This window comes from Streptomyces sp. NPDC001194 (assembly GCF_042896985.1).
Lineage (GTDB): Bacteria > Actinomycetota > Actinomycetes > Streptomycetales > Streptomycetaceae > Streptomyces.
Window position 1 is genome coordinate 174,972 of the sequence record NZ_JBIAXU010000013.1, and the last position, 25,198, is coordinate 200,169.

The following is a 25,198-nucleotide window of genomic DNA, read 5'->3' on the forward strand; positions in this document are numbered from 1 at the left end:
CCGCACATGACCCAGCAGCCCATCACCTCCCTCCTCGTCGCCAACCGCGGCGAGATCGCCGTACGGATCTTCCGTACCGCCCGCGCCCTCGGCCTGGCCACCGTCGCCGTCCACTCCGACCCCGATGCCGACGCCCTGCACGTACGGGAGGCCGACGCGGCCGTGCGCCTGCCCGGCGCCGCGCCCGCCGACACCTACCTGCGCGGTGACCTCGTCATCGAGGCCGCCCTCGCCGCCGGCGCGGACGCCGTCCACCCCGGCTACGGGTTCCTCTCCGAGAACGCCGGCTTCGCCCGCGAGGTGACCGCCGCCGGACTCGCCTGGATCGGTCCCCCGCCCGAGGCCATCGAGGCCATGGCCTCCAAGACCCGGGCCAAGGAGCTGATGCGTGCCGCCGGGGTCCCGCTCCTCGACCCCGTCGACCCCGCGGCCGCCACCGCCGCCGACCTGCCCCTCCTGCTCAAGGCCGCCGCGGGCGGCGGCGGTCGCGGCATGCGCGTCGTACGGGACCTCGACACGCTCAAGGAGTCCCTCGACGCGGCCTGCGCCGAAGCGGCCTCCGCCTTCGGCGACGGCGAGGTCTTCGCCGAGCCCTACGTCGAGCGCGGCCGCCACGTCGAGGTCCAGATCCTCGCCGACTCCCACGGCACCGTCTGGGCCCTCGGCACCCGCGACTGCTCGCTCCAGCGGCGCCACCAGAAGGTCATCGAGGAGGCCCCGGCGCCCGCCCTGCCGGACAGCCTGCGCGAGAGCCTCCACACGGCGGCCGTGGCCGCCGCCCGCGCGGTCTCCTACCAGGGCGCGGGCACCGTCGAGTTCCTCGTCGCCGCCGACGGGCGCCCGTACTTCCTGGAGATGAACACCCGCCTCCAGGTGGAACACCCCGTCACCGAGGCCGTCTTCGGCCTCGACCTCGTCGCCCTGCAACTGCGCATCGCCGAGGGCGCGGCCCTGCCGCTGACACCCCCCGAGCCCGCCGGGCACGCCGTCGAGGCCCGCCTGTACGCCGAGGACCCCGCCCGGGACTGGCGCCCCCAGACCGGCGTCCTGCACACCCTCGCCGTCCCAGGCGAAGCCGGGGGGACGGTCCGCGTGGACACCGGCTTCGCGGACGGGGACACCGTCGGCATCCACTACGACCCGATGCTCGCCAAGGTCGTCGCCCACGCCCCGACCCGGGCCGAGGCCGTCCGCGCCCTCGCCCACGCCCTGGCCGGAGCCCGCATCCACGGGCTCACCACCAACCGCGAGCTCCTCGTACGCTCCCTGCGGCACCCGGAGTTCGCCACCGGGCAGCCCGACACCGGTTTCTACGAGCGGCACCTCGCCGCCCTCACCGAGCCCGCCCCGGACACCGCCGGCCGCACCGCGCTGGCCGCCCTCGCCGGTGCGCTCGCCGAGGCGGCCCCCGCCCCGGGCGCACCGCTGGCCCTCCGGCTCGGCGGCTGGCGCAACCTCCGCTCCCAGCCGCAGACCCGCCGCTACACCGTGGCCGGCACCGAGCACGAGGTCCGGTACGGCCCGGTGGACCCGGGGGAGCACCCCGGCGTTCGCATCCTGTCGGCCGAGCGGCACCTGGTCGTCCTCGAAGTCGACGGGGTACGGCGGACGTTCCACGTGAAACACAATTCGAACACGTCGGAGGTGTACGTGGACTCGCCCTTCACCGGCGCACACACGCTCGCCCCCGTACCCCGGTTCGCCGATCCCCAGGACCGCACCGAACCCGGCTCCCTGCTCGCCCCCATGCCCGGCACCGTCGTCCGCGTCGCCGAGGGCCTCGCGCCCGGCGCCGCCGTCACCGCCGGGCAGCCCCTGCTCTGGCTGGAGGCCATGAAGATGGAGCACCGCATCGTCTCGCCCGCCTCCGGCACGCTCACCGCGCTCCACGCCACCCTCGGCCACCAGGTCGAGTTCGGCGCCCTGCTCGCCGTAGTCCAGGAGGAAACGCCAGCATGAGCCCCGTCACCAGCACCACCGTCGAGACCGAGGAACACAGGGCGCTGCGCGCCGCCGTCGCCGCGCTCGGGCAGCGGTACGGACGCGAGTACCTCGCCCGCGTCGCCCGGGAGGGCGCTCACCCCGACGAGCTGTGGGCGGATGCCGCCAAGCTCGGCTACCTCGGGGTCAGCCTGCCGGAGGAGTACGGCGGCGGGGGCGGCGGCATCGCCGAACTCTCCATCGTCCTGGAGGAACTGGGCGCCGCGGGCTGTCCCCTGCTGATGATGGTCGTCTCACCCGCCATCTGCGGCACGGTCATCTCCCGCTTCGGCACCGAGGCCCAGAAGCGGGCCTGGCTGCCCGGCCTCGCCGACGGCAGCCGCACCATGGCCTTCGGCATCACCGAACCCGACGCCGGCTCCAACTCCCACCGCATCACCACCACCGCCCGCCGCGACGGCGACGAGTGGGTCCTGACCGGGCGCAAGGTCTTCATCTCCGGCGTGGACATCGCCGACGCCACGCTCATCGTCGGCCGTACCGAAGACGCACGCACGGGGAGCCTCAAGCCCTGCCTGTTCATCGTGGACCGCGACACCCCCGGCTTCTCCCGCTCCGTCATCGACATGGAACTCCAGGCGGCGGAGAAGCAGTTCGAACTGGTCCTGGACGAGGTGCGGCTGCCGGCCGAAGCCCTCGTCGGCGACGAGGACGCGGGGCTGCTCCAGCTCTTCGCCGGCCTCAACCCCGAGCGCATCATGACCGCCGCCTTCGCCATCGGGATGGGCCGCCACGCCCTCGCCAAGGCCGTCGACTACGCCAAGACCCGCCAGGTCTGGAGGGAGGCGATCGGCGCCCACCAGGCCATCGCCCACCCTCTGGCCGCGGCCCACATCGACCTCGAACTCGCCCGCCTGATGATGCAGAAGGCAGCCCACCTGTACGACGCGGGGGACGACATGGGCGCCGGCGAGGCCGCGAACATGGCCAAGTACGCTGCCGCCGAGGCCTGCGTGAAGGCCGTGGACCAGTCCGTCCACACCCTGGGCGGCAACGGCCTCACCCGCGAATACGGGCTGGCAGCCCTCATCACGGCCTCCCGGGTCGCCCGCATCGCCCCGGTCAGCCGCGAGATGATCCTGAACTTCGTCTCGCACCAGACCCTGGGCCTCCCCAAGTCCTACTAGCCTGGCCACCGGGCGGGGGCCGCGGGGAGCGGCCCACCACCCGCACAACCTCCGGAGGACATGGCATGACCCGCCCCGTCGGCGCCGCGCGAGCGCACGGCATCACCACCCTCACGCTCGACTCCCCGGCCAACCGCAACGCGCTCTCCGAGGACCTCGTCGGCGAGCTGCGCGCGGCCCTCGCCGCGGCGGCGGCGGAGCCCGGGGCCCGGGCCATCGTCCTCACCCACACCGGCAACACCTTCTGCGCCGGCGCCGACTTGAAGTCCCCCTGCGACCCCGCCGACTTCCTCGCCCTGCTCCGCGAGATCGCCGAGCTGGACAAGCCGGTCGTGGCCCGCGTCACCGGACACGTCCGGGCCGGGGGCCTCGGCCTCCTCGGCGTCTGCGACATCGCCGCCGCCGGACCCGCCTCCACGTACGCCTTCACCGAGACCCACCTGGGCGTGGTCCCGGCCGTGATCTCCGCGCCGCTGCTCCCGCGCCTGGACCCGCGCGCGGCGGCCCGCTACTTCCTCACCGCCGAGGCCTTCGACGCGGCCGAAGCCGCCCGGATCGGCCTGCTCACCCTGCACGGCGAGGACGTGGACCAGGTCCTCGCCCCCGTGCTCGCGGGCCTGCGCAAGGCGGGCCCGGAGGCCCTCGCCGCCACCAAGGAGCTGCTCACCGCCCCGGTACGGGCGGTGCTCGCGACGGACGGCGCCGCGCTCACGGAGCTGTCCGCACGCCACTTCGGCTCCGCCGAGGCCCGCGAGGGCATCACGGCCCGCTTCGAACGCCGGGACCCGTCATGGGCCCTGTGACCGACACGCGGTCCACCGAGGACGACCGGACCGGGCCCGAGGCCCCGTCCGGCCCCAAGCAGGCCCGCAGCCGCGTCACCCGCCGCCACCTCCTGGAGGCGGCCGTCGCCTGCCTCGCCGAACAGGGCTGGGCCGGCTCCACCGTCGCGGTCGTCGCCGAACGCGCCGGGGTCTCGCGGGGCGCGGCCCAGTACCACTTCCCGACGCGCGAGGACCTGTTCACCGCCGCCGTCGCTTACGTCTCCGAGGAGCGCTCCGCCGCCCTGCGCGACCTCTTCCAGGCCGGGCCCGCCGCCCGCCCCGCCGTGGTCGAAGCCATCGTCGACCTCTACACCGGAGCCCTCTTCCGCGCCGCCCTCCAGCTGTGGGTCGCCGCCTCCAACGAGGAGCAGCTGCGCCCCCAGGTCACCGAACTGGAGGCCCGTGTGGGCCGCGAGACCCACCGCATCGCCGTGGAACTCCTCGGCGCCGACGAGTCCGTGCCCGGCGTGCGCGAGACCGTGCAGGGCCTCCTCGACATGGCCCGCGGCCTCGGCCTGGCCAACGTGCTCACCGACGACACGGCCCGCCGCGCCCGCGTGGTCGCCCAGTGGTCCCGGATCCTGGACGCCGCCCTCGGCTGAAGCCGGCCGGCGGCGCGCACGCGCGGCCGGTGGCGCGTATGCCTCGTACCCCGCGTACGCCTCGTACCCCGCGTACGCCTCGTACCCCGCGTACGCCGAGGGCGCCGCACCCCGTACTTCCACGGGATGCGGCGCCCTGACCGGCGGCGGCGCCGCGCGGGCGGCGTACGAAGGGGTGCTCAGGCCGTGTCGGCGATGTCCGCGTAGCCCTCGATCTCGCGCGGGTCGCGCCGTCCGGGGCCGATGTAGCGGGCCGACGGCCGCACCAGGCGGCCCGTGCGCTTCTGCTCCAGGATGTGCGCCGACCAGCCGGCGGTGCGGGCGCAGGTGAACATCGAGGTGAACATGTGCGCCGGGACCTCGGCGAAGTCCAGCATGATCGCGGCCCAGAACTCCACGTTCGTCGCGAGCACCCGGTCGGGCCGGCGCGCGTGCAGCTCCTCCAGCGCGGCCTTCTCCAGCGCGGCGGCCACCTCGTAGCGCGGCGCGTCCAGCTCCTTGGCCGTACGCCGCAGCACGCGGGCGCGCGGGTCCTCGGCCCGGTACACGCGGTGCCCGAAGCCCATCAGCCGCTCGCCCTTGTCCAGGGCCTTCTTCACGTACGCCACGGCGTCGCCGGTGCGCTCGATCTCCTCGATCATGCCGAGGACGCGGGACGGGGCACCGCCGTGCAGCGGCCCGGACATGGCGCCGACGGCGCCGGAGAGGGCCGCGGCCACGTCCGCACCGGTGGAGGCGATCACGCGCGCGGTGAACGTCGAGGCGTTCATGCCGTGCTCGGCGGCCGAGGTCCAGTACGCGTCGACGGCCTTGACGTGCTTGGGGTCCGGCTCGCCCCGCCAGCGGATCATGAACCGCTCGACGACGGACTCGGCCTTGTCGATCTCGCTCTGCGGAACCATCGGCCGGCCCTGTCCGCGCGCGGACTGCGCGACGTACGACAGCGCCATCACGGCGGCGCGCGCGAGGTTGTCGCGGGCGGTCTTCTCGTCGATGTCGAGCAGGGGCTTCAGACCCCACACGGGGGCGAGCATGGCCAGGGCGGACTGCACGTCGACGCGGATGTCGCCGGAGTGCACGGGGATCGGGAAGGGCTCCGCGGCGGGCAGGCCGGGGTTGAACGCCCCGTCGACCAGCAGGCCCCAGACGTTGCCGAACGAGACGTGCCCGACGAGATCCTCGATGTCGACCCCGCGGTAGCGGAGCGATCCGCCTTCCTTGTCAGGTTCGGCGATCTCGGTTTCGAACGCGACGACCCCTTCGAGCCCGGGTACGAAGTCGGACATCAGGCGGCTCCTCAGATAGTGCGAACACGCGCGGCTCCCGGCGTGACTCGCGGTCCGGCGCGGTCATCCCCGTTGATGCCCGGCACGGCCGTCGGTCACCCGCGTGGGGACCTCCGGACCGGCCCCAAGATTTTGGCTGTTACGGATGGCCGGCGGAAGCGTGACATACGGCACACTGCCGCGAGCACTCCTGCGGCAGGATGGCACGCGTGACCGACCAGGACATTGACCCCGCCACGATGCGCAAGCAGTACCGCTCGGAGATCGTCCACGAGGACGGCCTCGCCGAAGATCCCATGCGGCAGTTCGCCGAGTGGTTCCAGCAGGCCGCCGACTCGCACCTCTTCGAACCCAACGCGATGGTGGTCTCGACCGCAACCCCCGACGGCCGCCCAAGTTCCCGCACGGTGCTGCTGAAGCAGTTCGACGGGCGGGGATTCGTCTTCTACACCAACTACGGCTCCCGCAAGGGCCGCGAGATCGACGCCAACCCGCACGTCGCGCTGCTCTTCCCCTGGCACCCCATCTCCCGCCAGGTCATCGTCACCGGCACGGCCTCGCGGATCGGCCGCGACGAGACGGCGGCGTACTTCCGCTCCCGCCCGCACGGCTCGCAACTGGGCGCCTGGGCGAGCGAGCAGTCCCGGGTGATCGCCTCCCGGGCCGAGCTCGACCGCCGCTACGCGGAGCTCGCGGAGCGCTACCCCGAGGGCGAGCAGGTCCCCGTCCCGCCCGAGTGGGGCGGCATCCGGGTCGTCCCCGACGGGATCGAGTTCTGGCAGGGGCACGAGAACCGCCTGCACGACCGGCTGCGCTACGTCCTGGAGGACGGGAAGTGGCGGCTGGAGCGGCTCTGCCCGTAGCGGCCGGCGTCACCCGCGCGCACACGCAGACGACCCGCGAGCTCGGGTTTCTCTCCTGCAGTGAGAGAAGCCGGCCGGACGTGCCGGCGAGCTCGCGGGTCGGGTGACTGCTTGGGATTGGCGCCTGGCTACCCGCCGGGCACCGCACTGGGTGCGTGCGACGACGGGCCCTTAGCCCGCAGCCACCTCACGCGTCCGGTTTCCGTACATTTCGGGAACCACCTCCCTTCTCGTGTACGGCAGAGCCTAGAACCGCTCCCCGAGGTCCTCAAGTGATTTATTTCGGGGCGATTCGGGGAATGCGGTGTGGGCTGCGTCACGTTCCAGTTGAATGATCCGACGTGCCGCACACGCGAACACCTGCAGGGGGTGCCAGGTGAGTGCTTCCGGACGTAGTGAGACCACCGACGATCTGCTCGCAGCGCTGCTCGACGGGATGGACGCGGCCTTGTGCGCGTTCGACTCCGACGGCGTGATCACGCACTGGAACCGCGAGGCCGAGCGGATCCTCGGCTGGAGCGCCGCCGAGGCGGTCGGGCGCAAGGGCTTCGCCGGCTGGGCCGTGCGCGCCGCCGACGCACAGGACGTGGAGGAGCGGCTCATGTCCGCCCAGGACGTGCCCGGGCGGCAGGTTCACGAGTTCGCGCTGCTGACCAAGGAGGGCGGGCGGGTGCTCGTACGGACCCAGTCCGCCGGGGTGCCCGGGGCGGACGGGAAGCCCGCCGGGGTGTACTGCGCCTTCAGCGAGGTGCACGCCCAGATCGACCTGGAGCGGTCCATCGCGCTGAGCGAGGCGCTGATGGACGACGCCTCCTGGGGTGTCGTCCTCGTCGACGTGGACCTGCGGCCCGCCGTGGTCAACGCGCACGCCGCCCGCGCCTTCGGCTCGGGGCGCACGGCACTGCTCGGCCGGCCGCTGGGGGAGCTGCTGGCCCAGGGCGTCGAGGAGCTGGAGGGGGCCCTGCAGCACGTGCTCGCCGAAGGGTCGCCGCCCGCGCCCACGGAGCTGTGGGTGTCGGTCCGCACGCCGGAGGGGGTGCGGCGGCGGTGCTGGCGGTCGGGGTTCCTGCGCCTGGGCTCGCCGCTGGCGGAGGAGCCGGTGCCGCTCGGGGTCGGCTGGCTGTTCCAGGACATCACCGAGGCCCGGCAGGCGGCGCTGGACACGGCGCAGCTGCGGTTCCGCGCCGGCCAGCTGCACCGCTCGGGCCGGGCGGCCGCCGAGTGCGAGGACCCGGCCGAGGCGGCCGCCGTACGACTGGACTTCGCGCTGGCGGGCTTCGCCGAGCACGCGCTGCTCGACGTACTGGAGCAGTCGGCCGACCCGGACCGGCGCCGGCTCGTACGGATGGCGGCTTCGCCGCCGCTGCTGCCGGGGGCGGAGGAGATCCCGGCCCGGTACGCGCCCGGGCACCCGGCGCTCCAGGCGCTGGACCGGATCGGCTCGGTCCGTACGAGCGCCCCGCGCGGGGAGGCGGCCGGGAGCTGGGCGCGCGAGCGGCAGTGGCCCGAGGACGCGGCGCACGTGCTGTGCACGGTGCTGCGCAGCCGCGGGCGGACCGTGGGGGCGCTGACCTTCGTACGGGCCGCTTCGCGGGCGGCCTTCGAGCAGGCGGACGCGGCGTACGCGGAGGAGGTCGCGGCCCGGGTGGCGGCCGACCTCGACCTGGCGTCCCGGCCGCGGCCGCCCCGGGCAGAGGACACCCCCTAGGTGTCCGGAGGATCAGTGGCGGAAGAAGATCCGGTCGCCGTACTCCTTCAGGACGCGGCCGTTCCATTCGTGGCCGCCGTCCACGTTGCCCGAGCGCAGCAGCGGGGGCTCCACGCCGCGGGCGGCGAGCTCGCCCGCGGCCGCGGCCATCACGGCCTGCATGATCGCGCTGGTCACGACCGTGGAGGCGGGCGCGAACGGCGCGTCGATGCCGTCGAGGCTCAGCTCGGCGTCGCCGACCGCGATCTTGCTGTCGAGGACGATGTCGCAGTGGTCCTTGAGGAAGGTGCCCGAGACGTGCCGCGACTTGGTGCCGGTCGCGTACGCCACCGAGGTCACGCCGATCACCTTCAGGCCGAGGGCCCGGGCGTTCATGGCCATCTCGACCGGCAGCGCGTTGCGCCCGGAGAGGGAGATGATCACGAGCACGTCGCCGTCGGTGGCCGGGCTGCTGTCGAGGACGGCCCCGGCGAGGCCGTCGACCCGCTCCAGGGCGCTGCCCAGGGTGGCCGGCATGACGTCGATCCCCACGGTGCCGGGGACGGCGAGGAAGTTCACCAGCGCGAGTCCGCCCGCCCGGTAGACGACGTCCTGCGCGGGGAGCGAGGAGTGTCCGGCGCCGAAGGCGAAGAGCCGGTTCCCGGAGGCGACGGCGTCGGCGATGGCGGTGCCGGCCTCGGCGATGTGCGCGGACTCCTCGTCCCTCACCCGCTCCAGGAGTCCGATCGCGGCGTCGAGGAACTGACCGGCCAGCTTGCTCTCGCTCATACGCCGATGGCCCTTCCAGAGGTGGGGTTCGTCCGTGTCCGCCGCTCACCGTGCGGTCTGGACCAAGGGCGTGTCAATACGAACGTCAATCCCGGGGCCGGTGTGCCCGGGGATGTCCCGGGCGGGGCTTGACGTCCGGCACGGGACGGTTGTCGGCGCGATGCGTCAGAATTGGGTGCAGGGCCAGCGCACGATATCCGAGGGGCACGAATGTCCGGACTGATCGATACCACGGAGATGTATCTCCGCACCATCCTCGAGCTGGAAGAGGAAGGCGTGGTCCCCATGCGCGCCCGCATCGCCGAGCGGCTCGACCAGAGCGGCCCGACGGTGAGCCAGACGGTGGCGCGCATGGAGCGCGACGGCCTGGTGGCCGTGGCGAGCGACCGCCACCTGGAGCTGACGGAGGAGGGGCGGCGGCTGGCGACGCGCGTGATGCGCAAGCACCGGCTCGCGGAATGCCTCCTCGTCGACGTCATCGGCCTGGAGTGGGAGCAGGTCCACGCCGAGGCCTGCCGCTGGGAGCACGTGATGAGCGAGGCGGTGGAGCGGCGGGTGCTGGAGCTGCTGCGCCACCCGACCGAGTCGCCGTACGGGAACCCGATCCCGGGGCTGGAGGAGCTGGGCGAGAAGGCCGAGGCGGACCCGTTCCTGGAGGACGGCATGGTCAGCCTGTCGGAGCTGGATCCGGGCGCGGACGGCAAGACGGTGGTGGTCCGCCGGATCGGGGAGCCGATCCAGACGGACGCCCAGCTGATGTACACGCTGCGGCGGGCGGGCGTACAGCCCGGCTCGGTGGTCAGCGTGACCGAGTCGCCGGGCGGGGTGCTGGTCGGCAGTGGTGGGGAGGCCGCGGAGCTCGATGCGGAGATCGCCTCGCACGTGTTCGTGGCCAAGCGCTGACGGCCTCCACACGGGCCGGTACGCGGCACTTTCGGTGGCAGCACAGCCGGTGGTGGGTGTGGGCGGTCCCGGCGCCTTGCGGCGCCGGGACCGGTCCTCCCCTTTGCTGACCCGGAGCCCCGAGCTCTCAAGGTCATCCCCTCGGACCGTCTTCCCCGAGCGGCCCGCCTCCCTGTTGAAAGGATCTCCATCGGCAGCGGCGGCCAATCCTTGAGCAAGGTCACTCGAAAGAGCGGTGTTGAAGACGAGAACCCCGTTTTCGAATACGGGTTCGATAGTCTGGCCGCGAGCGAAGGGGGTGCATCTGCCGTGGTACAGCGCATCGATGTGACAGGGGCAGACGGTGTGCGCCTGGCCGCCTGGGAGTTCCGGGAATCACCCCCCACCGCGCCCCCGGATCCCGAAGAACCCCGGGTGCTGTTACTCCATGGCCTGATGGGCCGCGCCTTCCACTGGGCGGGCACCGCGCGCTGGCTCTCCCGGCAGCGCCGGGTCATCGCCCTCGACCAGCGCGGCCACGGCCAGAGCGAGCGCCCCGCCGCCGGCCCGGGTGCCTCGACCCCGCTGGGGCGCGAGGCCTTCGTGGCCGATGCCGAAGCCGTCATCGAGCAGCTCGGCCTGGCCCCGGTGACCCTGGTCGGCCACTCCATGGGCGCCCTCACCGGCTGGCAGCTCGCCGCCCGCCGCCCCGACCTGGTCGAGGCACTGGTGATCTGCGACATGCGCGCCTCCGCCCTCGGCGAGGCCTCCCAGCAGGAGTGGGAGGAATGGTTCCGCCGCTGGCCCCTCCCCTTCCCCACCCAGGACGCCGCCCGCCGCTGGTTCGGCGAGGACGACCCCCGGGTGGAACGCCCCGACCCGGGACGCGGGGCCTTCTTCGCCGAGGTGATGCACGAGGGCCGGGACGGCTGGCGCCCCGTCTTCTCCCGGCGCCAGATGCTGACCGCCCGCGAGACCTGGGTCCACGACGCGCACTGGGAGGAGCTGGCCCAGGTCCGCTGCCCGACCCTGGTCGTCCGCGGCCTCGACGGCGAACTGGGCCGCGCCGAGGCCCAGGAGATGGTCCGCGTCCTCCCGAAGGGCCGGTACGCCGAGATCCCCGACGCCGGCCACTACCTCCACTACGACCAGCCGGCGGCCTGGCGCGCCGCCCTGGAACCCTTCCTGGACGAGATCAGAAGCGCCGCCCGCTGAGCGAGACGGACGGGCGGACAGGGCGGACAGGGCGGACGGGCGTCCACGCGAAACGAGGGAGGGGGTGACGGGCAGCAGCCCGTCACCCCCTCCCGCACGCGGACGCGCGCCCGGGCCCGCCGCTCAGCCCTTGCTGACCGCCAGCAGGATCTCCGGAAGGGTCCCGGCCACCTTCGGGGCCGCGAGACGCAGCCCCGCCCAGGCGGCGAAGGTGCCCCAAGCCGCGCCCAGCGGGAGCAGGATCCAGGTCAGTGAGTGCTGGTCCGTCACGTTGAGGAAGACCGTCAGCGCGATCACCGGCGAGCAGATCAGCGCCGACACCAGCATGCCGCCGAAGATGCCCGCCCAGGCGAGCCCGGCCTGACCCGGCGCCACGTTCTTGAACGCGCCGTCCGTCGGGATCGAGTACGGGAACCGGGCCGAGGCCAGCGCACCCGTGCACAGCATCGAACCGAGCAGCGCCAGGCTCACCCCGAGCCCCGCCGGGAGCGCGGCCCAGTCGTCCAGGAGCGCCGCCGTGACCGCCGTCAGCACGACCGTGTACGGGACGGTCACCAGGGCCAGGGCGTACGCGCGGGCGCGCAGCTCCTCGAACGCCTCCCGCGGGGTCGAGATGGTCTGCGCGACCATCCAGAACGCCGAGGTGTCCTGCCCGAACTGGTTGTACATCTGCATGCCCAGCATGCCCGCGCCGAAGCAGGCCAGGTACATCGAGCCGGTGCCCTGCAGGGCGTTGAAGACCGGGACGATCGCACCGACCGCCAGCGCCGTCACCCACGCCGACTTCGTCTTCGGGTCGCGCACCACGTACCGCAGCGAGCGCTGCATGACCGCGCCCGTCCGGCCGGCCGGCAGGAACGCCCACGCACCGGCGCCGCCCGCGGACTCCCGCTTCCCCGACGGCTTCGCCGCCGCGATCGTCGACCCGTCCGGGGTGACCATCAGCGCGGTCAGGCTCCGCTCCCAGAACCGCAGCAGCAGGACCAGTGCGAGGACGGTCACCGCCAGCTGGCCCGCCGCCACCCCGTACGAGCCCCTGCTCGCCGAGTCCACCATGCCGACGGCCGTCGCGGGCGGCAGCCAGCGCACCACGGCCTCGGCCGGCTCCAGCTGCGCCAGACCGCCCGAATCGAACAGGCGCTGGCTCGCGAAGTTCGCCACCTGCGCGCCTATCGCGATCAGCAGACCGCTGAGCAGTGCCAGGTCGCGACCCTTGCGGCTGGTCAGCAGCCGCACGTTGGCCGTGGCCACCGAGCGGGCCAGCGCGACGCAGCCCAGCACCAGCAGCGGCACGGCCACCACGGCCGCCACGATCCCCGCCGCGCCCCGCGCGACGGCCACCACCGAGCCCACCGCCAGGCAGACCGTGAACAGCGGGCCGATGCCGACCAGCGAGGAGGCCAGCAGGGCCCGTACGAGCGGCCTCGGCCGCAGCGGCAGCATGACCAGCCTGCTCGGGTCGAGGGTCTCGTCCCCGCTCGGGAAGAACAGCGGCATGAACGTCCAGCCCAGCGCCAGGATCGCGGCGAGCAGCACGACGACCGTGCCCGCGTGCGCGTTCCCGTGCAGTACGGCCAGGCCGACCATGGCGAGGCAGGCCACCGCCAGCGACAGCGCCAGCGAGCTGAAGTACGCGGCCTTGCGCTTCGACGAGCCCTTCAGCCCGTTGCGGATCAGCGAGAGCTTGAGGCGGACGAAGACCGCGGTCAGGTTGACCGCGGGGGCGGAGGCCGGGGCGGCGGAGACGGCGTGCCCGGCCGCCGGGGCGGGGGTGGATGCGGTGCTCATCGGGCCGCCTGCCCGCCGAGCCAGTCCAGGGAGTCGCCCGCGTCGCGCCCGCCCGCACCGACCAGCTCCAGGAAGGCGGCCTGCAGCGAGGGAGCGTCGCCCCGTACGTCGGCCAGCGGGCCCGCGGCGCGGATCCGGCCGGCGGCCATGACGGCCACCCAGTCGCACAGCGACTCGACCAGCTCCATCACGTGGGAGGAGAAGACGACCGTGGCGCCGGAGGAGGTGTACCGCTCCAGCACTCCGCGGATGGTCTGCGCCGACACCGGGTCCACGCCCTCGAACGGCTCGTCCAGGAACAGCACTTCGGGGTTGTGCAGCAGTGCGGCGGCCAGGCCGATCTTCTTGCGCATGCCCGTCGAGTAGTCCACGACCAGCTTGTGCTGCGAGCCCGCGAGGTCCAGGACGTCCAGGAGCTGCGTGGCCCGCTTGTCCGTCTCCTCGCCCGGCAGCCCCCGCAGCCGGCCCATGTAGCCGAGCAGTTCGCGGCCCGACAGCCGCTCGAACAGCCGCAGGCCCTCCGGCAGTACGCCGATCCGCGACTTCACCTCGACCGGGTCGCTCCACACGTCGTGCCCGGCGACGAGGACCCGCCCCATGTCGGGACGCAGCAGTCCGGTCACCATCGACAGCGTCGTCGTCTTGCCCGCGCCGTTCGGCCCGACCAGGCCGATGAACTGGCCGGCGGGCAGTTCCAGATCGATCCCCGCGACCGCGACCTGGTCGCCGAAGCGCTTCCACAGGCCCTCGACCCGAACCGCCGCCCGTCCGGTGGACGGCGCGGGTCGCGCACCGTCCGGTCCGTCCGTCCCACCCGTCGCAACTGCCTGGTCCGGCATGTGCGCCTGCCTCTCGTCCTGTTCCCCGTGGTCTTGCCTTCCTCACGATAGGAGGGCGGGGAGAGGGTGGGCAGTTACTTATGTCATGAGTTTCCGGGCACGAACATCCCGGCCCTGACCTGCGATCCCGGGCGCTGGGGTCAGGCGCCCCGCCGGTCCCGGTCCGCCGCCGCTTCGCGTCCGCACGCGTACGCCAGCGCCGCGATCAGCTCCTCCGTGTCCGGCAGCCACCGGTTGGCCGGGGTGGGCCGGCGGGCCCACTGGACCGCGCCCCGGCCGCCGAAACGGGTGGGCGGGGCGGCCACGTACTCGCCCTCGCCCCGCGCGGCCAGATCGAGCGCGGTCGGCGACCAGCCGAGCCCCCGCACCAGGGCCGGCACCTTCGCACCGGCGCCCGGCAGGACGAAGAACAGCATCCGGTGGTCGGGCGTCAGGGCGACCGGCCCGAGGGTGCGCTCCATCCGCTCCAGGCGCGCCAGCGCCAGGAACCCGGCCGAGTCCGGCACGTCCAGCGCGTCGAACGTCCGGCCCGTCGGCAGCAGGATCGAGGCCTCGGGGCGCTTCGCCCAGATCCGCCGCACCTGGACCGCGCTGCCCGTGGCCAGCGCCGCCCAGTCCTTCACCGTGGGGTGCGCGCCGGGCGCCGGGCAGTCCTGCGCCCCGCAGGAGCACACCTCACGCCCGTCGGCGGACTCCAGCCAGGTGCCGGCGAAGACGTCCCAGTGCCGTTCTTCCGCGTACCGCACGGCATGGTCCAGCAGCTGCTCGCCGCGCTGCTTGGGGATGGGTGCCGTCTCCGTGACTCCGATGGTCTCTTCCACGCCCATCACAACTCTCGGGGTCACGCGGGGTTACGGGCGTAAACCGGCCGGTGGCCGGAGCATCGATCCTGCATATGGGGCGCACTGGAGCACGCGTGGGGGCGCGTAGGAGGTCGGGGCGCCGGAGTTGGGTAGCGACACGACGCAGAGCGGATGATTCTCCGCAACTCAGGCGGGAAGTGATCATTCCAACGATCACCCGCGGCTACTGGGGGTTTTCATGGCAGCCAGGCCTCTCGTCGCGCGCCAGCCGAATGAACGGCTTCAGGCGCTCATCCAGGAAGCCGGGTGCTCGAACGCCGGGCTCGCCCGGCGCGTCAACATGTGCGGGGCCGAACACGGCCTCGATCTCCGCTACGACAAGACGTCCGTGGCCCGGTGGCTGCGCGGCCAGCAGCCGCGCGGCCGGGCGCCGGGCATCATCGCCGAGGCGCTGGGGCGCAAACTCGGCCGGACCGTCACCATCGACGAGATCGGCATGGCCAACGGCAAGAACCTCGCCTCCGGCATCGGCCTGCAGTTCTCCCCGACCGTCATCGGCGCCATCGAGCAGGTCAGCGAGTTGTGGCGGAGCGACGTCGGCCGCCGCGACTTCCTTTCGGGATCCAGCGTGGCCGCCTCGGCGCTCGTCGAGCCGAGCCGGGACTGGCTGATCACCGGCGCCGACGCGCAGGTGGCGCGCAGCGGCGGCTCGCGCGTCGGGATGCCGGACGTGGAGGCGGTACGGGCGACGACCGACGCCCTGAAGGACCTCGACCACCGCTTCGGCAGCGGGCACGTGCGGCCCGTCGTCGTGCACTACCTCAACTCCGTGGTGTCCGGGCTGATCGGCGGCTCGTACCGGGAGCCGGTCGGGCGGGCGCTGTTCGCGGCGGTGGCCAGACTGACCGAGCTGGCCGGGTACATGGCGGTGGACACCGGCCAGCCGGGCCTGGCGCAGCGCTACTACATCCAGGCGCTGCGGCTGGCGCAGGCGGCCGGGGACCGGGCGTACGGGGGCTACGTGCTCGCGGCGTCCATGAGCCACCTCGCGGCGGAGCTGGGCAATCCGCGGGAGATCGCGCAGCTGGCGCGGGCCGCGCAGGAGGGGACCCGCGGGCAGGTCACGCCGCGGGTGGAGGCGATGTTCTACGCGGCCGAGGCGCGCGGGCACGCGTTGCTGGGGGATGCCCGGGCGACGGCGGTGCTGTCCTCCCGGGCGGTGACGGCGCTGGAGCGGGCGGAGCCGGAGTCGGGCGACGACCCGGTGTGGATCGGGCACTTCGACGCGGCGTACCTCGCGGACGAGCTGGCCCACTGCCACCGGGACCTCGGCCAGGCGGACTCGGCGGCCAGGCAGGCCGAGGAGGCGCTGCGGGGGCTCCCGGCGGGCAAGGCGCGGCGCCGGGCGATCGGGCTGCTGCTGCTGGCGGCGGCTCAGGTGCAGCAGCGCGAGGTGGAGCAGGCGTGCCAGACGGCCGCGAAGGCGGCCGACCTGTTGTCGGGGCTCCGCTCGAACCGGGGCGCCGAGTACCTGGACGACTTCCGGAGCCGGCTCGCCCCGTACCGCGAGGAGCCGGCGGCCCGGGAATTCACGGCGCGGCTGGAGGTGGTGGCGTAGGGGAGCCGCGTCGGTCGGGCCGGATCAGGGCGCGGTGCCAGGCGCCGCGAGCCCGGCCCGATCGGCAAGACTCCCCCTGGGGCCTCCGGCGCAGGGGGGTGACCGGGTAGCGTGAGCCGACGATTCGGATTGTCCGGAGTAGTCGGCGAAGGAGTCCCGGTGACGGAGAGCGGACAGGGCGGCGGCCCGCAGGCGGGTACGCCATGGGGCCCCGACCCGACGCACCCGCAACCCAGCCACGGTCAAACCCCGCAGCCGGGCCGGCCGGCGTACGGCTATCCGGCCGCGCCGGGCCCGGAGGCGCCGCAGGGCTCGCCCGCGTACGGCTACCCGCCCGTGCCGGACCGGGCCGCGCCCGGGCACGTGGTGGGGCCCGGCTACGAGGGGCCGGGGGATCCGCACGGGTACGGCTACCCGCCGCTGCCCGAGGCGGTCACCCAGTACATCCCGCCGGTCCCGGCCGGGCCGGACGGGGCGGCCCCGTACCCGCCCGCCGTGGCCGCGCCCGTGCAGGACGAGGGTGCGACCCAGTACATCCCGCCGGTCCCGGCCGGGCCCGCGGCCCCGTTCCCGCCGGCGGGCGCCGGGCACGACGAGGCCGCCACCCAGTTCATTCCGCCCGTACCGGCGCACGGCGAGGCGGCCACCCAGTACATACCGCCCGTACCGGCGCACGGCGAGGCGGCGACCCAGTACATTCCGCCCGTACCGGGCGGGGCGGGGCTCCACGAGGCCGCCACGCAGTACATCCCGCCGGTCACCGAGGGGTTCGACGCGTTGTTCCGGGAGGAGGGCGGCGACGGCGGGCACACGCGGCAGCTGCCGCCCGTGCAGGAGCCGGTGCTGCGCCAGCAGCCGCCGCGGGGCTACCCGCCGCGCGGGCAGCGGCCCGTACCCCCTCAGGCGCAGCCGTTCCCGCAGCCCCCGCAGCAGCAGCATCCGCAACAGCCGCCGCAGCAGAACCCGCAGCCGCAGAACCCGCAGTACGCCCCGCCCCCGCCCCGGCCGGAGGCGGCCCGCCGGGTGCCGGCCTGGGTGATCGCCGCCGTGGTCATCGGCCTGGCCGTCGTCGGGCTCGGCGTCGGCGCGCTGCTCAGCGACGGCAAGAAGCAGAACAACGACCCGGCGGCCGCGGCCGCGGTCCCCAGCGCCGGAAGCTCGGCCGCGGGCGCCGCCGAGGCGCCCGTGGACCCGGCCCGCTCGCAGGCCGTCCAGCTGGACAAGCTGCTGGCGGACAGCAACGACAGCCGCGCCGCGGTGATCCGAGCCGTCGACGACATCAAGGGCTGCCGCAACCTCGGCCAGGCGGCGACCGACCTGCGCGACGCCGCCCGCCAGCGCGAGGAGCTCGTCACCCGCCTCCAGGACCTGAAGATGGACCAGCTCCCGGACAACGCGAAGCTGGCCGCCGCGCTCACCAAGGCCTGGCAGTCCTCCGCGGACGCCGACAACAGCTACGCCGCCTGGGCGGACGACACCGCCGGCGACAAGAAGGGCTGCAAGGACGGGCAGGCCAAGGGCACCGGCAACGCGAGCGAGGGCAACAAGGCGAGCGGCGAGGCGACCAGGGCGAAGGAGTCGGCCGCGACCCTGTGGAACGCGATCGCGGCCAAGTACGCCCTCACGAAGCGGGACAAGTCCCAGCTCTAGCCGCCACGGCGGCGAGCGGGCGTCACGCGGCGCGGGGCGCCTGCTCCAGCGTCTCCGTCATGTCCATCGACGGCTCGCCGCCCTGCTGGGCGACCAGCCGGCCCGACTGGACGACCTGGAAGTTGACGCGCCCGTTCACCATGCGCGGGAAGCCGGCGACGGCGCGCATGTCCTTGTAGCGCCAGCTCAGGTCCGGGGTCAGCCCGCCGGTCTTGACCGGCTCGCCCTGGTTCAGCATGCGCGCCACCTTGCGCGCCGTGACGTCCTCGCCGGACTTGAACCGCTTCAGGGTCTCGGCGAGCACGGTGTACGCGATCCAGGTGGTCTGCGTCCCGCTGTCGTCCGGGTCCACCGCGTCGTTGCCGAAGGCGTGCTCGGAGATGACCTTCCGCATCGGCTCCCACAGCGCGTCCGTCGACACCGGGTACCAGCTGGCGACGTACGCGCCCTCGAAAGGGCTCTCCCGGCCGCCGGTACGGTCGACCACGGCCTGGCTGACGCTGCCGAGGACCGAGGAGATCTGCGGGTTCTTGTGCTTGCTGTCCTCGCGCCGGAACGCGTCGAAGAACGTCTCCGTGCGCTCGCCGAGCACGGCGGTCACGCAGCCCCGGTCCTTGCCGCCGGTGGAGTTGGCCAGGGCCTCGCGGGCCTGCGTGACGTAGTCCGCGGAGTCCTCGGCGGCCCGGATGTCGTTGGCCTCGGGCGCCTTGTTGAGCTTCAGGCCGGCGTTGAGCAGGATCGGCATGGAGTCGCCCGCGAGGGTGTCCGGGCGGATGATGGCCACCTGGCTGCAGGCCTTGCCCAGCTGGTGCCCGGCGCCGGCGAGGAGGACGGGCTGGCCGCCGTTGACGGGGTAGGAGAGGGTGCTCTGGAACTCCTCGGAGGAGACCCCGTACCCGCCGATGAAGGGGATGCCCTCGGCCTCGAGCGGGGCCATGAAGGCGCGTCCGTGCTGGCTGTACGAGCCGACGACCGCGACGGCCTTCTCGTCGATGGCCTTGCGGGCGCAGTCGGCGGCGCCGGTCGGGGTGTTCTTCTCGTTGCAGGTCAGTACGCGCAGTTTGTGTCCGTTGATACCGCCCTTGGAATTGACCCAGGCTTCATAGGCCTTGGCCATTCCCGGCATTCCGGGCATGTTGGTCGCCTTGGTTTCCATGGGCGCGAAGGTCATGACTGTGATGGTGCCCCCGGAGCCCCCCGAGCCCCCGGGGAGCACCCCGCATCCGGCGACGAGACACGCCCCCGTCGCCGTTGCCACCAAGGTGCGGGTCAGGGGAGCCGTGCGTCGCCATTCGGTCATGTCCACGCACACTTCCGCCCCACGGGTAACTGAAGAGTGAGATGGACACAACAAGCGGTGACGTGAAGGTGAATTGCAGGGGGGCGGATTGCGCACAGGCGCTTCAAGATCGCGCAAGCCGTGAACGTAACATCGCAAGCGTGACATTCGCCCAAGGTTCGAAGAACTCTTCCCGTCGCGGTGGCCGCTCCTCCACCATGGGCGGCATGCCCCTGAACGACATGCCGTGGTGGCGCTGGCGCAGCAACGTGCGCTCGGCGCTTCACATGCTTTCCGACCCGGTCTTCCACGAGGAGACCTGGCTCGCCGGTGCCGAGGGGTACGGGGACGTCACCGACGCCGTGTACCGCCTCGTCGAGGACACCTGGCTCGACAGCTGGTCGGCCGACAAGTACGTCGGCACGATATTCCGCGACTCCCAGGAGGCCACCCTCGTGGACCTCGCGGTGCTGCGGGTGCTGCGGATCCTGCACCAGGTCGGGCCCGACGCCCCCGTCTCCGCCTACCTGGAGCACCACGCCTGGCCCGAGGCGGTACGTGCCGCGCGCGAGGCGCACGTACGGCTGGCGACGGCGGACGGTGACGAACCGGACGAGCCGCCGCGGTCGCTGGAAGTGCTGAGGATCCTCACCCGCGCGGCGTGAGCCGCGGGGTGTGAAAGGCTGTGGGGTCATGAGCGACGACCCGCAGGCCCAGGCCCCCCAGCAGTACGTACTGACCCTGTCATGCCCGGACAAGCAGGGCATCGTGCACGCCGTGTCCAGTTACCTGTTCATGACCGGGTGCAACATCGAGGACAGCCGGCAGTTCGGCGACCACGACACCGGCCTCTTCTTCATGCGGGTCCACTTCTCCGCCGACGCTCCGGTGACGCTCGACAAGCTGCGGGCCAGCTTCGCCGCGATCGGCGACTCGTTCCGGATGGACTGGCAGCTGCACCGCTCCGACGAGCGCATGCGGATCGTGCTGATGGTGTCGAAGTTCGGGCACTGCCTGAACGACCTGCTGTTCCGCTCCAGCATCGGCGCGCTCCCCGTCGAGATCGCGGCCGTGGTCTCGAACCACACCGACTTCGCCGAGCTGGTGCGCTCGTACGGGGTCCCCTTCCGCCACATCCCGGTGACGAAGGAGACGAAGGCCGACGCGGAGGCGCAGCTGCTGGCGCTGGTCCGCGAGGAGAACGTCGAGCTCGTGGTCCTGGCCCGGTACATGCAGGTGCTGTCGGACACCCTGTGCAAGGAGCTGAGCGGGCGGATCATCAACATCCACCACTCCTTCCTGCCGAGCTTCAAGGGCGCGAAGCCGTACCACCAGGCGCACGCGCGCGGCGTGAAGCTGATCGGTGCCACCGCGCACTACGTGACGGCCGACCTCGACGAGGGCCCGATCATCGAGCAGGAGGTCGAGCGGGTCGGTCACGAGGTGACCCCGGACCAGCTGGTGGCGATCGGCCGCGACGTGGAATGCCAGGCGCTGGCGCGGGCCGTGAAGTGGCACAGCGAGCACCGCGTGCTCCTGAACGGCACCCGCACGGTCGTCTTCGCGTAGCACCGGGCTCCGCCGGACCGGCGGAGCCCCGCCGAGGTCGGCGGGGCTCCGGCAGCGGTCCGGCGGCGCACCGCCTACAGACGGCTCAGCGAGGCCGCCGCGAACAGGACGTCGCGGATGGCCTCGCGGTCGCCGTGCTGGCCCACGGCCGCGTCCTCCGGGGAGATGTGCCCGGCGGCCAGCTGGCAGAACTCGGCGCCGTCCAGCGCGATCTGCGCCACCGTGAGCTCCGCCGACGGTTTCGCCGCCGGGGAGTCCAGGGCGATGTCCCAGCTGCCGCCGCCCGCGCCCTCGATCTCCAGGTGCAGGGTCCGCCCCGGCGCGCCCGCCGCGACCAGGCCGCGGGCCGGGGCGGCGAGGCCCGCCCGGCGCCGGTGGGCCAGTGCGCTCGGCAGCAGCCGCGCCGCCAGGTCGATCATCCGGTGCAGGTGCGGCCCGGACGGCGGGTCGTACGGGTAGTCCACCGCCTCCGCGATGTCCCAGGCGTGCACCCAGCACTCGAAGGCCCGCTCCAGGAAGGCGTCCCCGAGCGGCAGCGCGAAGGGCCCGTAGTCCACGGACAGTTCGCCGACGCCCCGGCCCGCGAACGACACCGTGCGCAGCAGCGTGTGGCCCTGCTCCCGCCACGGCTCGCGGATCTGCCGGGTGATCGGCTGCTCGGCGGAGCTCCAGTAGTGCTCGGTGCGGCCCGTGGCGTCCGACGGCGCCTCCGGGCCCAGCGGGTCGTCCAGGCCCAGCGCCGTCGCGACCAGCCCGTCGACCGTCAGCAGGTGCCCGATCACCCCGGCCACCGTCGTCCGGCGCGTCTGGCGCCGCTCCTCCTCGAACCACTTGAGCCGTACCGGGGTCTGCCACTCCGAGTCGCCGAAGTCCCGCAGCAGCGCGTCGAGCCGCGCGGTCTCGGTGTCGTACGGGTTCGCCCACGCCGGCACCGGGATGCGGGCCGGCCGCTTGCCGAGGCAGTCCTCCAGTACCCGCGAGCGCAGCAGCGGCTTGAGGTCCAGGCTGTCCTCGGGGTGCAGCAGGCCCACGGCGTCGCGTAGCCGCAGCGCCTCCTCGGCGCACTGCGCGCACTCGGTGAGGTGGTCCTCGACCGCCTGCGTCTCCTCGGCGGAGCAGGCCGCGAGGGCCCAGGCGCCGAGCAGGGACTTCAGCACGGCGTGGGTGCGCGGCGGCGGGGGCGGTTCCGGTGCGGCGGGCGGCTCGGGGAGCGGCTCGGGCGCGTGCCGCGGATCGAGGTCGTCAGCGGCCCCGCGCGGACCCGGTATGCGCGCCGGACCGCCGGGGCGCAGCTCCTCGTATCCCTCGGGGGGCGGGTCGGCGGGGCCGTTCATCGGGGAGTTCCATATCCTGGCGGGCCGTATCCGGGCGGAGCGGAGTCCTCCTGCGGGAGGACGTTGGCGGTCGACAGCAGCTGCAGGCCGAGGCGCAGCCGGCGCCGGGCCTCGTCCTCGCTGATGCGGAGGTCGGCGGCGGCCTGCCGGTAGTCGCGGCGCTTGAAGTACGCGAGCTCCAGCGCGGCGCGCAGCGGTGCGGGCATCGACGTGACGATGTAGTCCGCGCGGGCGGCGGCGGTGGCGCTGCGCACCTTCTGCTCGAGCTCCTCGCGCGAGCCGCGGCCGAGCTCGGACTGGCGCAGCCGGGCCACGGCCTGGCTCTGGGTGACCCGGGCGACCCAGGAGCGCATGGAGCCCTGCTTCGGGTCGTAGGCGTCGGGGTTCTCCCAGATGTAGCCGAAGACCTCGCGGGTGATCCGGTCCGCCGCCGTCTCGTCGCCGAGGACCCGGTGCGCCAGGCTGTGCACGAGCGAGGCGAAGCGGTCGTACAGCTCTCCGAGCGCGGCGGCCTCGCCGCGGGCGAGGCGCTGCTGCATGCGGCGGTCCCAGCGAGGTGGTACGTCCTTCGGCATAACTGCCCCCAGCCGTGTGTCGACGCCTCGAATGTAGTCGCCAGAGGCGGGTTCGCGCCCGTTTTGGGGGAACGCGGCCCAGGAAGAGCGCTCTCCGTGATAGGCGCGGTGCGGGGTGTGAACAATGGGGCCGGATGCGGCACATGGGCACAGGTGTACGCGCCCCGCCGCGCTTCCCGTGCGCGGGTTCGATGCGGCCACCTGCTTGACGACTTCGCTTAACGGGCAGGCCACGTAGGCCTTACGCTCCTGGCTTGTCTTGAACTGAACTCCACCGCACATGTGAAGGCGGAACGCCGCATATGGACAGCGCAGAATACGAGCGCAAGATCGCCGCCCGGTTTGCCACGTTCGACCAGGACGGGAACGGATACATCGACCGTGAGGACTTCAGCGCGGCCGCCAGGGCCGTGCTGGCCGAATTCGGCACCACCGCGCGGTCGGACAGGGGCCAGGGCCTCTTCGCGGGCGCCGAGGCGTTCTGGCAGGGGATGGCCGGGATCGCGGACGTCGACGGGGACCAGCGCGTGACCCGCGAGGAGTTCATCACCGGGGCGGCGAAGCGGCTGCGCGACAACCCGCAGCGGTTCGCGGAGATCGCGCGGCCGTTCCTGCACGGGGTGATCGCGGTGGCGGACGAGGACGGCCGCGGCACGACCCCGGCGGCGGCGGCCAGGGTGCTGCGCGTCCTGGGCACCCCGGCCGAACTGGCCGACGGGATCGCGCAGGCCCTGGACGCCGACGCCGACGGCCGCATCACGGAGGACGAGATCCTGACGGCCTTCGCCGCGTACTGCGGCGTGGAGGCCCCGGACGCGTAGCGGCAGGCAGCCAGGGGCCCCGCCGGCGCCGCGGGGCCCCGCGCTACGCGTACCGCTCCCGGAGCTTGTACTTCAGGACCTTGCGGAGGGCTTCGTTGCGGGGGAGGGCCTCGACCAGTTCGAGCTGCTCCGGGAGCTTGTGGGGGGACAGGCCCTGGGCGCGGAGGTGGGCCGTGAGGTCCGGGAGGGTCAGGGGGGCCGCGCCCGGCGGCTGTTCCACCACCGCGCAGACGCGTTCCCCGCGCTCCGGGTCCGGGAGGCCGATCACGGCCACGTCGCCGATGGCCGGGAGCAGGTGCAGGAGGTCCTCGATCTCCTTCGCGGAGATGTTCTCGCCCTTGCGGATGATCACGTCCTTGGTGCGGCCGGTGAGGACGAGGTAGCCGTCCGGGGTCAGGTGGCCGAGGTCGCCCGTGATCAGGTAGCCGTCGTCGTCGAAGACCTCGGCCGGGCGGTCCTCGCGGTTCAGGTAGCCCCGGCAGACCGCCTCTCCGCGCAGCCGGACCTCGCCGTCGGTGTCCGCGGGGAGCGGCGTGCCGTCCGGGGCGGTGATGCGGATCGACATGCCGGCCGGGGGGCGGCCCTCCGTGGTGGCGAGGTGTTCCGCCGTGTCGTCCGGGGCGCCCATGGTGATCATCGGGACCTCGGTCATGCCGTAGCCGTGGGTCAGCTGGCAGCCCAGTTCGCGCACGACCGCGTGGTAGATCTCCGGCGGCTTCGGGGCGCCCCCGCCCGCGAGGAGGCGGAGGGTGGGGATCAGCTTCTTGGCGGGGTCCTTGCGCTGCTCGGTGAGGAACATCGAGTAGAAGGCCGTGGAGCCGCCCGCCACCGTGACCCCGTGGCGCCGGTAGCCGGCCAGCGCGTCCGGCATCGCGAACTTCTCGAAGAGGACCGCGGGGAAGCCGTACAGGAGCAGCATCACCAGGTAGTCCGGGCCGCCTATGTGCGCGTACGGGAAGGCCATCGAGCCGGTGTCGGCCGGGCTCAGGTGCAGGGCGTGCGCCAGGCAGGAGCCGCCCGCGATCAGTGAGCGGTCGGTGTGCAGGACGCCCTTGGGGTCGGAGGTGGTCCCGGAGGTCCAGTAGATCCAGCGGACGGACGTGCCGTCGGACGGGGGCGCGGGGAGTACGGCGGGGTCCGCGGCCGGGAGGGATCCGTACGCCTCGAAGACGCCGCGCGCGCCGAGGCGCTCCGCCATCGCCGTGTGGTCGAAGCCCCGCCAGACGCCGGGGACGGCGAAGAACTCGGCTTTGGACTCGCGCAGCGCGAAGCCCACCTCGCGGTCCCGGTAGAAGGGGATCACCGGGGTCTGGACGGCTCCGATCCGGGCCAGGGCGAGGGAGAGCAGGACGGTCTCGATCCGGGTGGGCAGCTGCCAGGCGACGACCGTGCCGGGCCGTACGCCCATCCCGTACAGCCCCGCCGCGACCTGTTCGGAGCGGTCGCGCAGCTCGGCGAAGGTGAGCGTGCGGTCGCCGGCGGGGTCTTCGGCCGCTTCGATCAGCACCGGGGCGCCGGGGCTCAGCGCGGCCCGCGCCGCGACCAGCTCCCACAGGGTGGGGGAGTGGCTCAGCCGTACCGCCGTGTCGTTGGTGTCCGCCATGCCCAGCCTCCCGTAACTGACGCTTAGTCAGATCCAGCGCAGA

22 protein-coding genes are annotated in these 25,198 nt (G+C 73.4%); 13 read left to right on the forward strand and 9 right to left on the reverse strand.

Translation table 11 applies throughout. The features are described 5' to 3' along the window. Positions 1-6: 6 nt before the first annotated feature. From ACFY1T_RS24555 to ACFY1T_RS24570, 4 genes are all read left to right on the forward strand, one after another. On the forward strand, positions 7-1,959 hold the full coding sequence (locus tag ACFY1T_RS24555) for an acetyl/propionyl/methylcrotonyl-CoA carboxylase subunit alpha (protein WP_390790057.1): 1,953 nt from the start codon (positions 7-9) through the stop codon (positions 1,957-1,959). Beyond that, the gene (locus ACFY1T_RS24560) at positions 1,956-3,128 is read left to right on the forward strand and encodes an acyl-CoA dehydrogenase family protein (RefSeq protein WP_390790058.1); all 1,173 of its coding nucleotides are present in this window, start codon (positions 1,956-1,958) and stop codon (positions 3,126-3,128) included. The genes ACFY1T_RS24555 and ACFY1T_RS24560 overlap by 4 nt, the downstream gene beginning before the upstream one ends. Before the next feature lie 65 nt (positions 3,129-3,193). Then, positions 3,194-3,931 (forward strand): enoyl-CoA hydratase family protein, encoded by a 738-nt coding sequence (locus ACFY1T_RS24565; RefSeq protein WP_390790059.1) that lies wholly within the window; start codon positions 3,194-3,196, stop codon positions 3,929-3,931. Then, a complete protein-coding gene (locus ACFY1T_RS24570) occupies positions 3,919-4,554 on the forward strand; it encodes a TetR/AcrR family transcriptional regulator (RefSeq protein WP_390790060.1) in 636 nt (211 codons plus the stop codon). The genes ACFY1T_RS24565 and ACFY1T_RS24570 overlap by 13 nt, the downstream gene beginning before the upstream one ends. Before the next feature lie 179 nt (positions 4,555-4,733). Here ACFY1T_RS24570 and ACFY1T_RS24575 read toward each other — a convergent pair whose 3' ends face one another. Further along, positions 4,734-5,840, reverse strand: coding sequence for a citrate synthase 2 (locus ACFY1T_RS24575; RefSeq protein WP_229338527.1), 1,107 nt, complete (start codon positions 5,838-5,840; stop codon positions 4,734-4,736). 200 nt (positions 5,841-6,040) lie between these two features. Here ACFY1T_RS24575 and pdxH point away from each other — a divergent pair, with 200 nt between their 5' ends. Continuing rightward, positions 6,041-6,703 carry a pyridoxamine 5'-phosphate oxidase gene (pdxH, locus tag ACFY1T_RS24580; protein ID WP_390790061.1) on the forward strand — a complete coding sequence of 221 codons (663 nt, stop codon included), beginning with the start codon at positions 6,041-6,043 and terminating at the stop codon, positions 6,701-6,703. A 376-nt stretch (positions 6,704-7,079) separates the two neighbouring features. Next, on the forward strand, positions 7,080-8,411 hold the full coding sequence (locus tag ACFY1T_RS24585; protein ID WP_390790062.1) for a PAS domain-containing protein: 1,332 nt from the start codon (positions 7,080-7,082) through the stop codon (positions 8,409-8,411). A gap of 12 nt (positions 8,412-8,423) precedes the next feature. On the opposite strand, the gene ACFY1T_RS24590 is transcribed toward ACFY1T_RS24585, so the two are convergent. Continuing rightward, complete coding sequence (locus ACFY1T_RS24590) at positions 8,424-9,179, reverse strand: SIS domain-containing protein (RefSeq protein WP_030858415.1); 756 nt, start codon at positions 9,177-9,179, stop codon at positions 8,424-8,426. Between the two features lie 210 nt (positions 9,180-9,389). Here ACFY1T_RS24590 and ACFY1T_RS24595 point away from each other — a divergent pair, with 210 nt between their 5' ends. Continuing rightward, complete coding sequence (locus ACFY1T_RS24595; protein WP_030156851.1) at positions 9,390-10,082, forward strand: metal-dependent transcriptional regulator; 693 nt, start codon at positions 9,390-9,392, stop codon at positions 10,080-10,082. Positions 10,083-10,391: 309 nt separating this feature from the next. After that, positions 10,392-11,276: an alpha/beta fold hydrolase gene (locus ACFY1T_RS24600; protein ID WP_390790063.1), complete on the forward strand. Its 885-nt coding sequence runs from the start codon at positions 10,392-10,394 to the stop codon at positions 11,274-11,276. A gap of 123 nt (positions 11,277-11,399) precedes the next feature. Here the strand turns inward: ACFY1T_RS24600 and ACFY1T_RS24605 are convergent, their stop codons facing one another. The 3 genes from ACFY1T_RS24605 to ACFY1T_RS24615 all read right to left on the reverse strand — a co-directional run bounded on the left by ACFY1T_RS24605 (position 11,400) and on the right by ACFY1T_RS24615 (position 14,730). Beyond that, positions 11,400-13,064 (reverse strand): transporter, encoded by a 1,665-nt coding sequence (locus tag ACFY1T_RS24605; protein WP_390790064.1) that lies wholly within the window; start codon positions 13,062-13,064, stop codon positions 11,400-11,402. Further along, positions 13,061-13,903, reverse strand: a complete 843-nt coding sequence (locus tag ACFY1T_RS24610; RefSeq protein WP_390790065.1) for an ABC transporter ATP-binding protein — start codon at positions 13,901-13,903, stop codon at positions 13,061-13,063. Before ACFY1T_RS24610 ends, ACFY1T_RS24605 begins: the two co-directional genes overlap by 4 nt. 140 nt (positions 13,904-14,043) lie before the next feature. Then, positions 14,044-14,730, reverse strand: coding sequence for a bifunctional DNA primase/polymerase (locus tag ACFY1T_RS24615; RefSeq protein WP_390790066.1), 687 nt, complete (start codon positions 14,728-14,730; stop codon positions 14,044-14,046). 214 nt (positions 14,731-14,944) lie between these two features. On the opposite strand from ACFY1T_RS24615, the gene ACFY1T_RS24620 reads away from it, so the two are divergent. Both ACFY1T_RS24620 and ACFY1T_RS24625 read left to right on the forward strand, forming a co-directional pair. Next, positions 14,945-16,324: a transcriptional regulator gene (locus ACFY1T_RS24620; protein ID WP_390790067.1), complete on the forward strand. Its 1,380-nt coding sequence runs from the start codon at positions 14,945-14,947 to the stop codon at positions 16,322-16,324. A gap of 159 nt (positions 16,325-16,483) precedes the next feature. Further along, positions 16,484-17,974 (forward strand): hypothetical protein, encoded by a 1,491-nt coding sequence (locus tag ACFY1T_RS24625; RefSeq protein WP_390790068.1) that lies wholly within the window; start codon positions 16,484-16,486, stop codon positions 17,972-17,974. A gap of 22 nt (positions 17,975-17,996) precedes the next feature. Here ACFY1T_RS24625 and ACFY1T_RS24630 read toward each other — a convergent pair whose 3' ends face one another. Next, positions 17,997-19,274, reverse strand: coding sequence for an ABC transporter substrate-binding protein (locus tag ACFY1T_RS24630; protein WP_390790069.1), 1,278 nt, complete (start codon positions 19,272-19,274; stop codon positions 17,997-17,999). A gap of 197 nt (positions 19,275-19,471) precedes the next feature. On the opposite strand from ACFY1T_RS24630, the gene ACFY1T_RS24635 reads away from it, so the two are divergent. Both ACFY1T_RS24635 and purU read left to right on the forward strand, forming a co-directional pair. Beyond that, on the forward strand, positions 19,472-19,918 hold the full coding sequence (locus ACFY1T_RS24635) for a hypothetical protein (protein WP_030858397.1): 447 nt from the start codon (positions 19,472-19,474) through the stop codon (positions 19,916-19,918). A 28-nt stretch (positions 19,919-19,946) separates the two neighbouring features. Further along, a complete protein-coding gene (gene purU / locus ACFY1T_RS24640) occupies positions 19,947-20,822 on the forward strand; it encodes a formyltetrahydrofolate deformylase (protein WP_390790070.1) in 876 nt (291 codons plus the stop codon). Between the two features lie 74 nt (positions 20,823-20,896). Here the strand turns inward: purU and ACFY1T_RS24645 are convergent, their stop codons facing one another. Together ACFY1T_RS24645 and ACFY1T_RS24650 are read right to left on the reverse strand one after the other, a co-directional pair. Further along, positions 20,897-22,156: a maleylpyruvate isomerase N-terminal domain-containing protein gene (locus tag ACFY1T_RS24645; RefSeq protein ID WP_390790071.1), complete on the reverse strand. Its 1,260-nt coding sequence runs from the start codon at positions 22,154-22,156 to the stop codon at positions 20,897-20,899. Next, positions 22,153-22,731, reverse strand: coding sequence for a sigma-70 family RNA polymerase sigma factor (locus ACFY1T_RS24650; RefSeq protein ID WP_390790072.1), 579 nt, complete (start codon positions 22,729-22,731; stop codon positions 22,153-22,155). Before ACFY1T_RS24650 ends, ACFY1T_RS24645 begins: the two co-directional genes overlap by 4 nt. A gap of 302 nt (positions 22,732-23,033) precedes the next feature. Here ACFY1T_RS24650 and ACFY1T_RS24655 point away from each other — a divergent pair, with 302 nt between their 5' ends. Further along, entirely contained in the window at positions 23,034-23,552 is a 519-nt protein-coding gene (locus tag ACFY1T_RS24655) for an EF-hand domain-containing protein (protein ID WP_390790073.1), read from the forward strand. Positions 23,553-23,595: 43 nt separating this feature from the next. Here ACFY1T_RS24655 and ACFY1T_RS24660 read toward each other — a convergent pair whose 3' ends face one another. Next, the gene (locus ACFY1T_RS24660) at positions 23,596-25,155 is read right to left on the reverse strand and encodes a class I adenylate-forming enzyme family protein (protein WP_390790074.1); all 1,560 of its coding nucleotides are present in this window, start codon (positions 25,153-25,155) and stop codon (positions 23,596-23,598) included. Between the last annotated feature and the right edge of the window lie 43 nt (positions 25,156-25,198).

Bases quoted from the DNA above. Each gene is read 5' to 3' on its own strand.
- ACFY1T_RS24615 (WP_390790066.1), bottom strand. From the start codon at position 14,730: ATGGGCGTGGAAGAGACCATCGGAGTCACGGAGACGGCACCCATCCCC.
- ACFY1T_RS24660 (WP_390790074.1), bottom strand. From the start codon at position 25,155: ATGGCGGACACCAACGACACGGCGGTACGGCTGAGCCACTCCCCCACC.
- ACFY1T_RS24590 (WP_030858415.1), bottom strand. From the start codon at position 9,179: ATGAGCGAGAGCAAGCTGGCCGGTCAGTTCCTCGACGCCGCGATCGGA.
- ACFY1T_RS24575 (WP_229338527.1), bottom strand. From the start codon at position 5,840: ATGTCCGACTTCGTACCCGGGCTCGAAGGGGTCGTCGCGTTCGAAACC.
- ACFY1T_RS24630 (WP_390790069.1), bottom strand. From the start codon at position 19,274: ATGACCGAATGGCGACGCACGGCTCCCCTGACCCGCACCTTGGTGGCA.
- pdxH (WP_390790061.1), top strand. From the start codon at position 6,041: ATGGCACGCGTGACCGACCAGGACATTGACCCCGCCACGATGCGCAAG.
- ACFY1T_RS24565 (WP_390790059.1), top strand. From the start codon at position 3,194: ATGACCCGCCCCGTCGGCGCCGCGCGAGCGCACGGCATCACCACCCTC.
- ACFY1T_RS24605 (WP_390790064.1), bottom strand. From the start codon at position 13,064: ATGAGCACCGCATCCACCCCCGCCCCGGCGGCCGGGCACGCCGTCTCC.
- ACFY1T_RS24555 (WP_390790057.1), top strand. From the start codon at position 7: ATGACCCAGCAGCCCATCACCTCCCTCCTCGTCGCCAACCGCGGCGAG.
- ACFY1T_RS24635 (WP_030858397.1), top strand. From the start codon at position 19,472: ATGGGCGGCATGCCCCTGAACGACATGCCGTGGTGGCGCTGGCGCAGC.
- ACFY1T_RS24570 (WP_390790060.1), top strand. From the start codon at position 3,919: ATGGGCCCTGTGACCGACACGCGGTCCACCGAGGACGACCGGACCGGG.
- ACFY1T_RS24610 (WP_390790065.1), bottom strand. From the start codon at position 13,903: ATGCCGGACCAGGCAGTTGCGACGGGTGGGACGGACGGACCGGACGGT.
- ACFY1T_RS24645 (WP_390790071.1), bottom strand. From the start codon at position 22,156: ATGAACGGCCCCGCCGACCCGCCCCCCGAGGGATACGAGGAGCTGCGC.
- ACFY1T_RS24560 (WP_390790058.1), top strand. From the start codon at position 1,956: ATGAGCCCCGTCACCAGCACCACCGTCGAGACCGAGGAACACAGGGCG.
- ACFY1T_RS24650 (WP_390790072.1), bottom strand. From the start codon at position 22,731: ATGCCGAAGGACGTACCACCTCGCTGGGACCGCCGCATGCAGCAGCGC.
- ACFY1T_RS24620 (WP_390790067.1), top strand. From the start codon at position 14,945: ATGGCAGCCAGGCCTCTCGTCGCGCGCCAGCCGAATGAACGGCTTCAG.
- purU (WP_390790070.1), top strand. From the start codon at position 19,947: ATGAGCGACGACCCGCAGGCCCAGGCCCCCCAGCAGTACGTACTGACC.
- ACFY1T_RS24655 (WP_390790073.1), top strand. From the start codon at position 23,034: ATGGACAGCGCAGAATACGAGCGCAAGATCGCCGCCCGGTTTGCCACG.
- ACFY1T_RS24595 (WP_030156851.1), top strand. From the start codon at position 9,390: ATGTCCGGACTGATCGATACCACGGAGATGTATCTCCGCACCATCCTC.